This window comes from Streptomyces sp. NPDC058335, assembly GCF_042723915.1.
In the GTDB taxonomy this organism is placed as follows: domain Bacteria; phylum Actinomycetota; class Actinomycetes; order Streptomycetales; family Streptomycetaceae; genus Streptomyces.
Window position 1 is genome coordinate 132235 of record NZ_JBHXHX010000012.1, and the last position, 14725, is coordinate 146959.

11 protein-coding genes are annotated in these 14725 nt (G+C 69.9%); 8 read left to right on the forward strand and 3 right to left on the reverse strand.

All coding sequences use genetic code 11. The annotated features are described in order from the left end of the window. The first annotated feature begins 259 nt into the window (after positions 1-259). Positions 260-1096 carry an HAD family hydrolase gene (locus ACFWJX_RS24105; protein WP_383246716.1) on the forward strand — a complete coding sequence of 279 codons (837 nt, stop codon included), beginning with the start codon at positions 260-262 and terminating at the stop codon, positions 1094-1096. A gap of 367 nt (positions 1097-1463) precedes the next feature. Here the strand turns inward: ACFWJX_RS24105 and ACFWJX_RS24110 are convergent, their stop codons facing one another. Continuing rightward, the gene (locus tag ACFWJX_RS24110) at positions 1464-2288 is read right to left on the reverse strand and encodes an oxidoreductase (protein ID WP_383246719.1); all 825 of its coding nucleotides are present in this window, start codon (positions 2286-2288) and stop codon (positions 1464-1466) included. A 101-nt stretch (positions 2289-2389) separates the two neighbouring features. Between ACFWJX_RS24110 and ACFWJX_RS24115 the strand changes: the two genes are divergently transcribed. Then, positions 2390-3370 carry an ATP-binding protein gene (locus ACFWJX_RS24115; protein WP_383246721.1) on the forward strand — a complete coding sequence of 327 codons (981 nt, stop codon included), beginning with the start codon at positions 2390-2392 and terminating at the stop codon, positions 3368-3370. 48 nt (positions 3371-3418) lie between these two features. Here ACFWJX_RS24115 and ACFWJX_RS24120 read toward each other — a convergent pair whose 3' ends face one another. Continuing rightward, a complete protein-coding gene (locus tag ACFWJX_RS24120) occupies positions 3419-4702 on the reverse strand; it encodes a hypothetical protein (RefSeq protein ID WP_383246724.1) in 1284 nt (427 codons plus the stop codon). Between the two features lie 265 nt (positions 4703-4967). Here ACFWJX_RS24120 and ACFWJX_RS24125 point away from each other — a divergent pair, with 265 nt between their 5' ends. The 6 genes from ACFWJX_RS24125 to ACFWJX_RS24150 all read left to right on the forward strand — a co-directional run bounded on the left by ACFWJX_RS24125 (position 4968) and on the right by ACFWJX_RS24150 (position 13401). Further along, positions 4968-7631, forward strand: a complete 2664-nt coding sequence (locus ACFWJX_RS24125; protein ID WP_383246727.1) for a SulP family inorganic anion transporter — start codon at positions 4968-4970, stop codon at positions 7629-7631. A gap of 378 nt (positions 7632-8009) precedes the next feature. Then, positions 8010-9971 (forward strand): acetate--CoA ligase, encoded by a 1962-nt coding sequence (gene acs / locus ACFWJX_RS24130; protein WP_383246729.1) that lies wholly within the window; start codon positions 8010-8012, stop codon positions 9969-9971. A gap of 169 nt (positions 9972-10140) precedes the next feature. Beyond that, positions 10141-11574 (forward strand): Na+/H+ antiporter NhaA, encoded by a 1434-nt coding sequence (nhaA, locus tag ACFWJX_RS24135; protein WP_383246732.1) that lies wholly within the window; start codon positions 10141-10143, stop codon positions 11572-11574. An 81-nt stretch (positions 11575-11655) separates the two neighbouring features. After that, entirely contained in the window at positions 11656-12144 is a 489-nt protein-coding gene (locus ACFWJX_RS24140) for a phage holin family protein (protein ID WP_383246735.1), read from the forward strand. Further along, on the forward strand, positions 12141-13091 hold the full coding sequence (locus tag ACFWJX_RS24145) for an alpha/beta fold hydrolase (protein WP_383246738.1): 951 nt from the start codon (positions 12141-12143) through the stop codon (positions 13089-13091). The genes ACFWJX_RS24140 and ACFWJX_RS24145 overlap by 4 nt, the downstream gene beginning before the upstream one ends. Before the next feature lie 127 nt (positions 13092-13218). Continuing rightward, positions 13219-13401, forward strand: coding sequence for a hypothetical protein (locus tag ACFWJX_RS24150; RefSeq protein ID WP_383246741.1), 183 nt, complete (start codon positions 13219-13221; stop codon positions 13399-13401). Positions 13402-13459: 58 nt separating this feature from the next. On the opposite strand, the gene ACFWJX_RS24155 is transcribed toward ACFWJX_RS24150, so the two are convergent. Continuing rightward, entirely contained in the window at positions 13460-14659 is a 1200-nt protein-coding gene (locus ACFWJX_RS24155) for a MarP family serine protease (protein ID WP_383246744.1), read from the reverse strand. Between the last annotated feature and the right edge of the window lie 66 nt (positions 14660-14725).

The window sequence follows — 14725 nt, forward strand, 5'->3', positions numbered from 1 at the left end:
GCCCGCGGGCATGCCGAAGAGGCGACCTCAGTCGCCTCGGTACGGCACTACAGCCGCGAAGAAAGAGGGGAGAACCCATCCGGACATGCGACGACCCCCGCCGGGGGGGAGAGCGGGGGTCGTCTTCCACGGCCGACTCGGGGGGGGAGGAGTCGGACCGGGTTAGCACGGTCGCGAACGATCCGTGACTTCCATGGTGTACCCGAGAGCCTTGTCAGGCAAACCCACACGCCGACCTTACGCCGAATGAGCTGCCCCTATGCTCAAGGGTGTGGAAAACCACTCCTTGCCCCGCACAGCGGCCTTCTTTGACCTGGACAAGACGGTCATTGCGAAGTCGAGCACGCTCACCTTCAGCAAGTCCTTCTACCAAGGCGGGCTGATCAACCGCCGGGCGGCCCTGCGTACCGCGTATGCCCAGTTCGTCTTCCTCGTCGGCGGTATGGACCACGACCAGATGGAGCGGACGCGCGAGTACCTCTCCGCGATGGTCCGCGGCTGGAACGTCCAACAGGTGAAGGAGATCGTCGCCGAGACCCTTCACGACCTGATCGACCCACTCATCTACGACGAGGCGGCCTCCCTGATCGAGGAGCACCACACCGCCGGCCGCGACGTCGTGATCGTGTCCACGTCGGGCGCGGAGGTGGTGGAGCCGATCGGCGAACTGCTCGGCGCGGACCGCGTGGTGGCCACCCGGATGGTCGTGGGCGAGGACGGCTGCTTCACCGGGGAGGTGGAGTACTACGCGTACGGCCCGACCAAGGCCGAGGCGGTCAGGGAACTGGCCGAGTCCGAGGGGTACGACCTCTCGCGCTGCTACGCCTACAGTGACTCGGCGACCGATCTGCCGATGCTGGAGGCGGTCGGCCATCCGCACGCCGTGAACCCGGACCGCGCGCTGCGTCGCGAGGCCGTCGCGCGCGGGTGGACGATTCTGGACTTCCACCGCCCGGTGCGGCTCAAGCAGCGGATTCCGGGGTTCTCCGTCCCGCCCCGTCCGGCGCTCGTCGCCATGGCGGCGGTGGGAGCCGCGGCGGCCACGGCGGGCCTCGTCTGGTACGCCAGCCGACGGCGGGCGGCGGCGACCGCCTGAGCCGGACTCACACCCCAGCTGCGTCCGTTTGCCACCTGTTTGAGAGTAAAAGTAAAGAACCGGCGCCAGCACTTCCGCTTGCCCGGGTCCTGGAGTACAAAGGATTCAACGGCCCGCGAGACCAAGGACATCCGAGAGGATTACCTGAATACCGCATTTGGCCCCACGGACCGAAGCATGAGCACCGAGCACCCACGCGACGTCGACCCGTCGATTACGGGCCAGCCGCACCAGGTGACGGGCGAAGTTCCCGACCTGATGGGCATATCTCGAGGACGCTTGGTAACCCGGTGAGCATGCCAGCGGCGGTACGAGAACTCGTACCGCCGCAACCCTGTTCAGGCTCCCTTCGGGGAGCCTTCTTCCGTTACGCCGCCCCGCGCTGGAGCGCCTCGCACACCGCTGTCGACTCGCGGGCCCCCAGTTCGACCGCCCTGCCGCAGTGGGCGATCCAGGCCGCCATGCCCTCCGGGGTGCCGGAGGCATAGCCGTCGAGAGCCGCGAGGTAGGCCGCCCGGCCCAGTTCCGCGTGGCCCACCTCGGCGGGGCAGACCGACTTGGGGTCGAGGCCGCTGCCGATGAGGACGATGCGCTGCGCGGCACGCGCCACCAGGCCGTTGTGCGAGACGAAGGGACGCAGGGCGAGAAGCTCGCCGTGGACGACGGCGGCCGTGACCAGGGCGGGCGCGGAACTGCCCGTGACGATCAGCTCGGACAGCCCCTCCAGCCGGCCGGAGACCTCGACCGCGCTCGGCAGCGGCAGAGCGAGCAGCGGCTCGTCGACGGCCTCTCCCGCCTGCCGCGGCCGGCCCACCTCGTCGCCGTCGGTCGCGGCGGCCACCAGGTGCAGCCGCGCCAGCACGCGCAGGGGCGACTGCCGCCAGATGGACAGCAACTGGCCCGCCTCGGCGGTCAGCCGCAGGGCCGCACCGACTACGCGCGCCTCGTCGTCGGCACCGAAGTCGCTGCGTCGGCGCACCTCCTCCAGGGCCCAGTCCGCCCCGGACAGCGCCGCCGAGCCACGGGAGCCGCGCAGGGCCGCCTCAGAGGTGATCGCGGTGCTGCGGCGTCGCATGATGCGGTGCCCGTAGACCCGGTCCACCGCCTTGCGCACGGTTTCGACGGAGTCGGCCACCCCGGGCAGCGATCCCAGGGCTGCGAGCGGATCGGCGGTAGCGCCTGTCGTACTCATGAGTACGACATTACGCAACGGAGCCGCGGACCCCACGAAGGAGTGGTCTTCTTCACGCGCGTGTGCCAAGCAGCACTTTCGTCGCACTACGCTTGCTGAACATGAAAACTGCTTTCGTTGGGAAGGGCGGCAGCGGCAAGACCACCCTGTCCTCCCTGTTCGTCCGCCATCTCGCGGCCACCGGCGTGCCGGTGATCGCGATCGACGCGGACATCAACCAGCACCTGGGCGCCGCGCTCGGACTCGACGAGGCCGAGGCCGCGGCACTGCCCGCGATGGGCGACCGACTGCCTCTGATCAAGGACTATCTGCGCGGCACCAACCCCCGCATCGCCTCCGCCGAGACGATGATCAAGACGACACCGCCCGGCGAGGGCTCGCGGCTGCTGCGGGTGTCGGAGGACAACCCGGTGTACGACGCGTGCGCCCGGCCGGTGGAACTCGACGGCGGCGCCGTCCGTTTGATGGTCACGGGCCCCTTCACGGACGCCGACCTGGGGGTCGCCTGCTACCACTCCAAGACCGGAGCGGTGGAGCTGTGCCTGAACCACCTGGTGGACGGCCGCGATGAGTATGTGGTGGTCGACATGACGGCGGGCTCGGACTCCTTCGCCTCCGGCATGTTCACCCGCTTCGACATCACGTTCCTCGTCGCCGAGCCGACCCGGAAGGGGGTCTCCGTCTACCGCCAGTACAAGGAGTACGCCCGTGACTACGGCGTCGAGCTGAAGGTCGTCGGCAACAAGGTGCAGGGCCAGGACGACCTCGACTTCCTCCGCGCCGAGATCGGGGACGACCTGCTCGTGACGGTCGGGCACTCGGACTGGGTGCGCGCCATGGAGAAGGGCCGACCGCCCCGGTTCGACTCCCTGGAGGACACCAACAGCCGCGCCCTGGAGCTGCTCCGGGCGGCCGCCGACTCGGCGTACGAGCGGCGCGACCGCGAGCGTTACACGCGTCAGATGGTGCACTTCCACCTGAAGAACGCCCAGTCGTGGGGGAACGAGCGCACGGGGGCCGACCTGGCCGCGCAGGTCGACCCCGGCTTCGTCCTCGGCGAGAGCGTGACCGCCTCGGTGTGACGGTCGCGCGGGCCTGCCCGCGCGACACCCGCCGGCTACGACCGACCGCTACCGCCTGACCGCCGGCGCCCCGGGTACGCCCTTCGGGGCCGGGGCGGGGCTGCCGGAGAGGTAGGACGCCCAGCCCTGCTTCGGGGCCTCGCCGACTCCCAGGCCGCGCAGCTTGGCCAGGGTCTGCGGGTCCTGGGCGTCCAGCCAGTCCGCGAGCTGCCGGAAGGAGACGCAGCGCACCTCTTCCTTGGTGCACACGTTCTCCACGACCTCCTCGATGGCACGCATGTACGTGCCGCCGTTCCAGGACTCGAAGTGGTTGCCGATGATCAGCGGCGCGCGGTTGCCGTCGTAGGCCCGCTGGAAGCCCCTGAGCAGGCCGTCACGCATCTGGTCGCCCCAGTACTCGTGCTTGGCGGGGTCGCCCTGGGTGGCGGTGCCGGACTGGTTGACCATGAAGTTGTAGTCCATGGTGAGCTGCTCGAAGGAGTGGCCGGGGAAGGGCACCAGCTGCATGGACAGATCCCACAGGCCCTCCTTCTTGCCGGGCCAGACCTGGTTGTTGACGCCGCTGGTGTCGTAGCGGAAGCCCAGTTCCCGGCCGGCTTTGCGGAAGTTCTCCTGGCCCTCCAGGCAGGGGGTGCGGGCGCCGATGAGTTCCTTGTCGTAGTCGAAGGGCAGCGGGGCCGCCTTCTCCATGCCGGTGTTGGTCTTCCAGGTCTTCACGAACTGCTTGGCCTGGGCGATCTCCTCCTTCCACTCCTCGACCGACCACTCGCCGACGCCACCGTCCTTGCCGCAGAAGTGGCCGTTGAAGTGGGTGCCGACCTCGTTGCCCTCCAACCACGCCAGGCGCAACTGCTTCACGGTGTCGGCGATGCCCTGCTCGTCGTTGAAACCGATGTCGGAGCGGCCCGGCGAGTGCTGGGGCGGCTTGTAGAGGTCGCGTTTGTGCTCCGGCAGCAGGTACACGCCGCTGAGAAAGTAGGTCATGGTGGCGTTGTTCTCCTTGGCCACCTTGCGGAAGTGGGAGAACAGCCGCTGACTGTCCTCGCCCGCGCCGTCCCACGAGAAGACGACGAACTGCGGCGGCTTCTGCCCCGGCTTCAGGCGTTCAGGCCTGGGCAGATGGGGCTGGGCGCCGGTGAACGCGGTGGAGCCGTCGCCGATGAGGCGGACGGCGCCCTTGGGGGCGGGGGCCGCCGGCTTCGCCTTCTGAGGCCCCGACGCCCCTCCTTCAGAACCGTGGGAACCACCGGTTCCCGTAGCGCAGCCGGCGAGCGATGCGGCGACCGCCGCGGCGATCACGGCACCTGCGACGATCCTCTGGGTGGCGGCCATTTTCCGCCCACCTTCTTCCTTCTCCGGGCCAACAACGGCGCCGCCAACGTCGCACGGGGCCCGAAAAGGAATTAATACGACAAGCCGACAAAATGGCCAGTTCACTCATTGGGGTGACCGATTGACCCATTTGCCCGAAACATCCATGCTTAGCCTTTACTCTGCATTACGATTCGTTTACTGAGAGTTGATCCATCCCGCCGCTGTACGCCCGTGACCCACGGCCGCAAAATGCGACCGCGCAGCCCCGGAGGAGACGGGAAACATGTCAGCCTGCGTCCCCACTCGTACGCCGGACTCGCCGCACACCAAGCGCGTCCACCCGCCCCACAGCCCCCCGCGCGCCCCGCACCGCCGCTTCCGTGTCGCGGGCGCCGACGTATCCGCCTCGATCGCGGTCTTCCTCATCGCACTGCCCCTGTCGCTGGGCATCGCCCTCGCCACCGGCGCACCCCTCCAGGCGGGCCTCGTCGCCGCCGCCGTGGGCGGGCTGGTCGCCGGACGGCTCGGCGGATCGCCCCTCCAGGTCAGCGGGCCCGCCGCCGGCCTGACCGTCGTCACCGCCGACCTCATCCAGCGCTACGGCTGGCGGACGACCTGCGCCATCACCGTCCTGGCCGGACTCGTCCAACTCGGCCTCGGCTGCCTGCGCGTGGCCCGCAGTGCGCTCGCCGTCAGCCCCGCCATCGTGCACGGCATGCTCGCGGGCATCGGCGTCACCATCGCCGTCGCCCAGATGCACATCGTCCTCGGCGGCAGCCCACAAAGCTCCGTCCCCGACAACCTCCGCTCCCTGCCCGCCCAGTTGGCCGATCTGCACCCCGCCGCGGTGGCGGTCAGCGCCCTCACCCTGGCCCTGCTGCTGCTCTGGCCGCGCCTGCCCGGCCGTATGGGCCGCCTGTTGCGCAAGGTGCCCGCCGCCCTCGTCGCCGTGACCGGGGCCACCGCGACCGCCGTGTTCGCCGGGCTGACCCAGCCCAGAGTGGAACTGCCGTCCTGGAGCAGCCATGCCCTGGCCGGGCTGCCCGAGGGACCGGTGCTCGGCCTCGTCGCCGCAGTCCTCACCACCACGCTGGTATGCAGCGTGCAGTCGCTGCTCGGCGCGGTCGCCGTGGACAAGCTGATCGCCACCCGTCCCAGCGTGCCGGCCCAGGTCGGCCGCTCCGACCTCGACCGCGAGCTGCTCGGACAGGGCGCCGCCAATATGGTCTCCGGCGCACTGGGCGGGCTGCCCGTCGCGGGAGTGGCGGTGCGCAGCGCCGCGAACGTGCAAGCCGGTGCCGTCAGCCGGAACTCCACCATGCTGCACGGCGTTCTCGTAGTAGTCGCCGCGCTGTTGATGGTCCCGGCCCTGGAGCTGATCCCGCTCGCCTCGCTCGCAGCTCTGGTCATGGCCGTCGGTATCCAGATGGTGTCCCTGCACCACATTCGCACGGTGACCCGCCACCGAGAGGTGCCGGTGTACGCCATCACCACCCTCGGCGTGGTCTTCCTCGGTGTCCTGGAGGGCGTCGCTCTGGGGATCGCCGTGGCCGTCGCCGTATCCATGCGCCGCCTCGCCCGCACCCGCATCACCCACGACGAGAAGGAAGGAGTCCATCACGTACACGTACGAGGGCAGTTGACTTTCCTGGCGGTTCCACGCCTCAGCCGCGCCCTGCATCACGTGCCACAAGGCTCGTCCGTCCTCGTGGAGTTGGACGGTTCCTTCATGGACCATGCGGCGTACGAGACATTGCAGGACTGGCAGAGAACGCACACCGCGCGGGGCGGCTCCGTCGAACTGACCGGCCGCCGCTCCGGCGCAGGAACCGACACCAACACCGGTCCCGACACAGATACCGGTCCCGGCTCCCACTCCGAGGGCGTCGAGCCTGTTACCTCCCCCGTCCAAGCCGTCGTCTCCGTCGTCGGCATGGCGGACAGCCCTCTCGCCGGCTGCCGCTGCCGACCCTGGACACCCTGGCGCAACCATCAGTGCGATGGCCCGCCGCCGACGCCGCTGCCCGACGGTCGCGCCGCGGAGTACCAGGAAAGGCTGCCGGATGAGCCGTCCGGCGGGGAACCAGGCGAACGTACCGGCGACCTCCCCGCGGAGACCGCCGAGTCTGCCGCCGCGAGCGGGCCCGCCAGGTCCGCCGCACCCGCGGCGCTCACCGAGTCGACCGAGCAGACGGATCCGACCGACTCGACCGGTTCCGACGAGCCCATCGAGTCCGTCGGTGCCACCGGCTCCGGGCCCAGTGCGCGTCAACTGGTCCGTGGGATCAGCGCGTTCCAGCGCAACACCGCGCCGCTGGTCCGGGGCGAGCTGGCGCGGCTGGCACGGGAGGGGCAGCAACCGTCCCAGCTGTTCCTCACCTGCGCCGACTCACGGCTGGTCACGTCGATGATCACCTCGAGTGGTCCAGGCGACCTGTTCGTGGTGCGCAATGTGGGCAACCTCGTGCCACCGCCCGGCGAGGAGAGCGGGGACGACTCGGTCGCGGCCGCGATCGAGTACGGGGTGGACGTACTGAAGGTGCGGTCCATCACGGTCTGCGGACACTCCGGGTGCGGGGCCATGCAGGCGCTGTTCGACGCAGCACCTGGTGGTGTGCAGACGCCGTTGAAGCGGTGGCTTCGGCACGGGCGGCCGAGCCTGGAGCGGATGGCCGACACCGGGCGGCCCCGGGCGCGGCTGGCCGGGCGGGCGGCCGCCGACCCGGTCGAGCAGCTCTGCCTGACCAACGTGGTCGAACAGTTGGACCATCTGCGGGCCTACGACTCGGTGGCGCGGGCGCTGCGGGCCGGGGAGCTCGAGCTGCACGGGATGTACTTCCACGTGGGCGAGGCCCAGGCGTACCTGCTCAGCGAGGCGGGGCAGGGCGAGAGCGAGGGCGAGAGCGAGGTGTTCGACCACGTGGGAGTGGCGGATCTGAGCGTCTGAGGGGTCGGGGCGGGCCGGCTGTCCGGCACAGGAGGTCGGCCCGGCCCCCCTTCGCAGCAGGCCCGCCCGCTCCTCGGCACGTGCCCGGACCACGGCCGCCCCTCCCCGTGCCACCTCGCCCACACCTCCCCCGAGTGTGAAAGCCGTTACACCACCTGAACTCCGCCCGTCCGGGGTCCGTGGGTACGGATGAATCCGGGCGACAGAAGGGAAGCCGCACGGCACGGCCCGACAGGTCTAAACCAATTTATTGTCGGCCCTTGTCACCGGCCTCCCGGTCTGATGAGCTGTGGCCCGGGACACAACGGACACCCTTGGAAAGGGAGATGTCGTGAGCAACGAAAGCCTGGCCAACCTGCTGAGGGAGGAGAGGGTCGGATGAGCGAGAATTCCTCCCTTTCCAACCTGCTCAAAGAAGAGCGCAGGTTCGAGCCGCCCGCCGACCTGGCCGCCAACGCCAACGTCACGGCGGAGGCGTACGAGCAGGCCAAGGCTGACAGGCTCGGCTTCTGGGCCGAGCAGGCCCGTCGGCTGACCTGGGCCAAGGAGCCGACGGAGACGCTGGACTGGTCGAACCCGCCGTTCGCCAAGTGGTTCAAGGACGGCGAGCTCAATGTCGCGTACAACTGCGTGGACCGGCATGTGGAGGCCGGGAACGGCGACCGGGTGGCGATCCACTTCGAGGGCGAGCCGGGCGACAGCCGTGCCATCACCTACGCCGAGCTCAAGGACGAGGTCTCCAAGGCGGCCAACGCCCTGCTGGAGCTGGGCGTGCGCAAGGGCGACCGGGTCGCCGTCTACATGCCGATGATCCCCGAGACGGCCGTCGCGATGCTGGCGTGTGCCCGGATCGGTGCCGCGCACTCCGTGGTCTTCGGCGGCTTCTCGGCGGACGCGCTCGCCACCCGCATCCAGGACGCCGACGCCAAGGTGGTCATCACCTCGGACGGCGGGTACCGGCGCGGCAAGCCGTCCGCGCTGAAGCCGGCCGTCGACGACGCGGTCGCGCGCGTGGACAGCGTCGAGCACGTCCTCGTGGTCCGGCGGACCGGCCAGGACGTCGTCTGGGACGACAGCCGTGACGTGTGGTGGCACGAGATCGTCGAGCGGCAGTCGGCCGAGCACACACCCGAGGCGTTCGAGGCCGAGCACCCGCTGTTCATCCTCTACACCTCCGGTACGACGGGTAAGCCGAAGGGCATCCTGCACACCTCCGGCGGCTATCTCACCCAGACCGCGTACACCCACCACGCCGTGTTCGACCTCAAGCCCGAAACCGACGTGTACTGGTGCACCGCCGACGTCGGCTGGGTCACCGGCCACTCGTACATCGTGTACGGACCGCTGGCGAACGGCGCGACGCAGGTCATGTACGAGGGCACGCCCGACACCCCGCACCAGGGCCGGTTCTGGGAGATCGTGCAGAAGTACGGGGTGACGATCCTGTACACGGCGCCGACCGCGATCCGTACGTTCATGAAGTGGGGCGACGACATCCCCGCGAAGTTCGACCTCTCCAGCCTCCGGGTCCTGGGGTCCGTCGGGGAGCCGATCAACCCCGAGGCCTGGATCTGGTACCGCAAGCACATCGGCGCGGACCGCACGCCCGTCGTCGACACCTGGTGGCAGACCGAGACCGGCGCGATGATGATCTCGCCGCTGCCGGGTGTCACCGCGGCCAAACCCGGCTCCGCGCAGACGCCGCTGCCCGGCATCTCCGCCACCGTCGTCGACGACGAGGCGAACGAAGTGCCCGACGGCGGTGGCGGTTACCTGGTCCTGACCGAGCCGTGGCCGTCGATGCTGCGCACCATCTGGGGAGACGACCAGCGGTTCCTCGACACGTACTGGTCGCGCTTCGAGGGCAAGTACTTCGCCGGTGACGGCGCGAAGAAGGACGACGACGGCGACATCTGGCTGCTCGGCCGGGTCGACGACGTGATGCTCGTGTCGGGCCACAACATCTCCACCACCGAGGTGGAGTCGGCGCTGGTGTCGCACCCGTCCGTCGCCGAGGCGGCCGTGGTGGGTGCCGCCGACGAGACGACCGGGCAGGCGATCGTCGCCTTCGTGATCCTGCGCGGCACGGCGAACGCCGAGGACGAGAACCTCGTCGCCGACCTGCGCAACCACGTCGGCACCGCGCTCGGCCCGATCGCCAAGCCGAAGCGGGTCCTGCCGGTGGCCGAGCTGCCGAAGACCCGCTCCGGCAAGATCATGCGTCGCCTGCTGCGGGACGTGGCGGAGAACCGGCAGCTGGGTGACGTCACCACGCTGACCGACTCGACGGTCATGGACCTCATCCAGACGAAGCTCCCCGCGGCGCCCAGCGAGGACTGAGGCCCGTCACCGAGGGCACCCCGCACCAGGTGCGCGGGGTGCCCTTTTTGCGCCTAACGTCAGTATCGCCGGAACACCCCGGGCTCACTTTAGGTAAGCTAAACAAAGGTGAGCCGGGAAGTCTGGTCGGCATGAGTTCTGTGCTGCCCACTCACCGGAGGTCCCTGTCGTGCCCTCGCCCCGCACCACCCCCCGCAAGGTCTTCGGACGTCTGTCCCTGCCCGAGCGGAACTACGTCGCGGACGCGCTGCGCACCGAGACCGTCGGCGGTGTACTGCTGCTGGTCGCCGCCGTCTCCGCGCTGATCTGGGCGAACATACCCGCGCTGCACGACAGCTACGAGAGCGTCAGCCACTTCCACCTCGGCCCCGGGACGCTCGGGCTGAACCTGTCGATCGAGCACTGGGCGGCCGACGGGCTCCTCGCCGTCTTCTTCTTCGTCGCCGGCATCGAGCTCAAGCGCGAGCTCGTCGCCGGTGACCTCAAGGACCCGAGGGCCGCCGCGCTGCCCGTCGTCGCCGCCCTGTGCGGCATGGCCGTACCGGCACTGGTCTATGTAGTGACCAACCTCACCGGCGGCGGCTCCCTGGACGGCTGGGCCGTGCCCACCGCGACCGACATCGCCTTCGCGCTCGCCGTGCTGGCCGTCATCGGCACCTCCCTGCCCAGTGCCCTGCGCGCCTTCCTCCTCACGCTCGCCGTCGTGGACGACCTGTTCGCGATCCTGATCATCGCCGTCTTCTTCACCGAGGGCATCGACTTCGCCGCGCTCGGCGGCGCGGTCGTCGGCCTCGTCGTGTTCTGGCTGCTGCTGCGCAAGGGCGTACGCGGCTGGTACGTGTACGTGCCGCTCGCGCTGCTCATCTGGGCGCTGATGTACAACAGCGGCATCCACGCCACCATCGCGGGTGTCGCGATGGGCCTGATGCTGCGGTGCACCACCCGCGAGGGCGAGAAGCACTCCCCCGGCGAGCAGATCGAACACCTCGTGCGCCCGCTGTCGGCGGGCCTCGCGGTTCCGCTGTTCGCCCTGTTCAGCGCCGGGGTGTCGATCTCCGGCGGCGCGGTCGGGGACGTCTTCACCAAGCCGGAGACGCTGGGAGTCGTGCTGGGTCTGGTCGTCGGCAAGACGGTCGGCATCTTCGGCGGGACCTGGCTGACCGTCCGCTTCACCCGGGCCTCGCTCAGCGAGGATCTCGCCTGGGCGGACGTCTTCGCCGTCGCCTCGCTCGCCGGTATCGGCTTCACCGTCTCGCTGCTGATCGGGGAGCTGGCCTTCGAGGGCGACGGGGTCCTCACCGACGAGGTCAAGGCTGCCGTCCTGATCGGTTCGCTGATCGCGGCGGCCCTGGCCACCGTCCTGCTGAAGCTGCGCAACGCCAAGTACCGCCGGATCTGCGAGGCCGAGGAGCGCGACGACGACCTCAGCGGCGTCCCGGACATCTACGAGGAGGACGACCCGGCGTACCACCTGCGGATGGCGGACATCCACGAGCGGAAGGCCGCCGAGCACCGCCGGATGGCCGCGGAGAAGACCGCCGCGCGCCACGGGCTTGCCGAAGTGCCGGGCGGGGCGGGCAACGAGGGCGACCGTCCGGCATGATCTGACGGGACGGTACAAAAGACGGGACCGCACGCAGTCAGGCAGAAGACGGCGGAACCGTACAAGACGAGGGAGACCGCGATGAGCGCACCCGACGGCAGCCCGGTCGGCGCCGAACGAAGCATCGGCCAGCTGTTCGCCTCCGCGACGACCGAGATGTCGTCGCTGGTGCACGACGAGATCGCGCTGGCGAAGGCACAGCTCAAACAGGACGTGAAGCGCGGCGCGACGAGCGGCGGGGCGTTCACGGTGGCCGCGGCGATCCTGCTGTTCTCGCTGCCGATGCTGAACTTCGCCCTCGCGTACGGCATCCGTACCTGGAGCGACTGGAATCTCGCGATCTGCTTCCTGCTGTCCTTCGCCGCGAACGTCCTCATCGCCGTGGTCCTGGCACTGGTCGGCGTCCTCTTCGCCAAGAAGGCGAAGAGGAGCAAGGGCCCGCAGAAGGTCGCCGCCTCGATGAAGGAGTCGGCGGGCGTCCTCCAGAACGCCAAGCCGCACCCGCGGCCCGAGCTCGCGCGGGATCAGGACCGGAAAGCCGTCGAGGCTGTGGCACGCTCGTCGTCATGACGGACCCCGCCACCCCTTCGGCTCAGCCGGCCTCGGTAGTACGGCCCGAGTTCGTCGGCGAGACCAAGGTGACCCACCGGGAGGTCGCCGCCAACGGCGCGCGCTTCCACATCGCCGAGCTGGGCGACGGCCCCCTCGTGATGCTCGTGCACGGCTTCCCCCAGTTCTGGTGGACGTGGCGGCATCAGCTGACCGCGCTGGCCGACGCCGGGTTCCGGGCCGTGGCCATGGACCTGCGGGGCGTCGGCGGCAGCGACCGCACGCCCCGCGGCTACGACCCGGCCAACCTCGCCCTCGACATCACCGGCGTGATCCGCTCCCTGGGCGAGCCGGACGCCGCGCTGGTCGGCCATGACCTGGGCGGCTATCTGGCATGGACGGCGGCGGTCATGCGCCCCAAGCTCGTACGGCGGCTCGCCGTCTCCTCGATGCCGCACCCCAGGCGCTGGCGCTCGGCGATGCTCGCCGACGTCCGGCAGACCACCGCCGGCTCCCACATCTGGGGGTTCCAGCGGCCCTGGATCCCGGAACGGCAGCTGACCGCCGACGACGGCGAGCTGGTAGGCCGGCTGATCCGCGAGTGGTCCGGTCCGCGCCCGCCGGAGGACGAGGCGATCGAGACGTACCGGCGGGCGATGTGCATCCCCTCCACCGCGCACTGCTCGGTGGAGCCGTACCGGTGGCTGGTGCGGTCGCTGGCCCGGCCGGACGGGATCCAGTTCTATCGGCGCATGAAGCGGCCCGTGCGCGTGCCGACGTTGCATCTGCACGGCTCGCTGGACCCGGTGATGCGCACGCGCAGCGCGGCCGGTTCGGGCGAGTACGTCGAAGCGCCGTACCGCTGGCGCCTGTTCGACGGACTCGGGCACTTCCCGCACGAAGAGGATCCGGTCGCTTTCTCCACCGAACTGGTCAACTGGCTGAAGGATCCCGAACCCGATCGGTGACCGGGCCGTCGCGCCCGGTATCCGGTGCTGAACATCTGTACTACGAACAGCCAATTGCCTGACGCATAGGCCAATTGGTGGGCTGTCGCGCGGTTATCGACCTTGGGGCAGGGGCAGACGTCGGGGTATGGGCTGGACGCACGACTACAGTGACGCAGCACGCAACCGCCGCTCGACCGGTGGTCTTGACTCCCACCAACGAGGTAGCGGCCCGCAGTTGCAGGGCAGCGACCCGCGTGTGGGCATTCCGCGCATCCTGCGCCGCCGGGCCCGCTGGGTCTCGGTACGCCTGCGTCACCCGCGCGACTGACGACCTCGCGCGGGCCTCTCCCGGGGCGCAGTCCGCCGGCTGACCGACCGCACCCGTCTCACAGGGCGCAGTTGTCGCTGTCCACCTGCTGGTTCGCGGTGCGTCCCCGGGCGATGTCCTGCCGGATCTCGTCCGCGGTGAGCGCGTAGCCGGTGTCCGCGTCGTCGAGGGACTTCGCGAACACCACGCCGTACACCTTGCCTTCGGGCGTGAGCAGCGGGCCGCCGGAGTTGCCCTGGCGAACCGTCGCGTACAGCGAGTAGACGTCACGGCGGACGGTGCCGCGGTGGTAGATGTCGGGGCCGTTGGCCGTGATACGGCCCCGCACGCGCGCCGCGCGGACGTCGTACGCGCCGTTCTCCGGGAAGCCGGCGACGATCGCGCTGTCCCCGCTCGCCGCGTCCCCGGTGGTGAACTGGAGGACGGGCGCGTCGAGATCCGGTACGTCGAGGACGGCGATGTCTCGCTTCCAGTCGTACAGCACGACCGTGGCGTCGTACTTGCGGCCCTCACCGCCGATCTGGACGGTCGGCTCGTCGACGCCGCCGACGACATGCGCGTTGGTCATGACGCGGCGCTCGCCGAAGACGAAGCCTGTGCCCTCCAGGACCTTGCCGCAGCTCTCCGCGGTGCCCATCACCTTCACGATGGAGCGCTGCGCGCGGACCGCCACGGCGCTGTTGGCCAGGGCCGGGTCGGGCGGCTGGACGTTGGTGATCGGCTCGTTGGCGAACGGGCTGAACACCTGCGGGAAGCCGTTCTGCGCGAGGACCGAGGAGAAGTCGGCGAACCAGGTGTCGGCCTGGGCGGGCAGTGCCTCGGACACGCCGTGCAGCACCGTGGAGCTACGGACCTCCTTGCCCAGCGTGGGCAGGGTGGTACCGGCGAGGGCGGACCCGATCAGCCAGGCCACCAGCAGCATCGCGACCACGTTGACCAGGGCGCCGCCGGTCGCGTCCAGCGCGCGGGCCGGGGACCAGGTGATGTGACGGCGCAGTTTGTTGCCCAGGTGGGTGGTGAGGGCCTGCCCCACGGAGGCGCAGACGATCACGACGACCACCGCGACGACCGCGGCCGTCGTGCTCACCTCGGAGTTGTCGGTGAGCCAGTCCCAGATGACCGGCAGCAGATAGACGGCGACGAGGCCGCCGCCCAGGAAACCGATCACCGACAGGATGCCGACGACGAAGCCCTGACGGTAGCCGACGACGGCGAACCAGACGGCCGCGACCAGCAACAGGATGTCCAGCACGTTCACCGTTTCAGGCCTCGCCTCGTTCTACCCGGCCACGGCAGGCCGGCCGGGGTCCGGAGGGTCGTCCCC

Excerpts from the sequence above, each read along its gene's own strand:
- ACFWJX_RS24105 (WP_383246716.1), top strand. The coding sequence starts at position 260 with ATGCTCAAGGGTGTGGAAAACCACTCCTTGCCCCGCACAGCGGCCTTC.
- ACFWJX_RS24110 (WP_383246719.1), bottom strand. The coding sequence starts at position 2,288 with ATGAGTACGACAGGCGCTACCGCCGATCCGCTCGCAGCCCTGGGATCG.
- ACFWJX_RS24115 (WP_383246721.1), top strand. The coding sequence starts at position 2,390 with ATGAAAACTGCTTTCGTTGGGAAGGGCGGCAGCGGCAAGACCACCCTG.
- ACFWJX_RS24120 (WP_383246724.1), bottom strand. The coding sequence starts at position 4,702 with ATGGCCGCCACCCAGAGGATCGTCGCAGGTGCCGTGATCGCCGCGGCG.
- ACFWJX_RS24125 (WP_383246727.1), top strand. The coding sequence starts at position 4,968 with ATGTCAGCCTGCGTCCCCACTCGTACGCCGGACTCGCCGCACACCAAG.
- acs (WP_383246729.1), top strand. The coding sequence starts at position 8,010 with ATGAGCGAGAATTCCTCCCTTTCCAACCTGCTCAAAGAAGAGCGCAGG.
- ACFWJX_RS24140 (WP_383246735.1), top strand. The coding sequence starts at position 11,656 with ATGAGCGCACCCGACGGCAGCCCGGTCGGCGCCGAACGAAGCATCGGC.
- ACFWJX_RS24145 (WP_383246738.1), top strand. The coding sequence starts at position 12,141 with ATGACGGACCCCGCCACCCCTTCGGCTCAGCCGGCCTCGGTAGTACGG.
- ACFWJX_RS24150 (WP_383246741.1), top strand. The coding sequence starts at position 13,219 with ATGGGCTGGACGCACGACTACAGTGACGCAGCACGCAACCGCCGCTCG.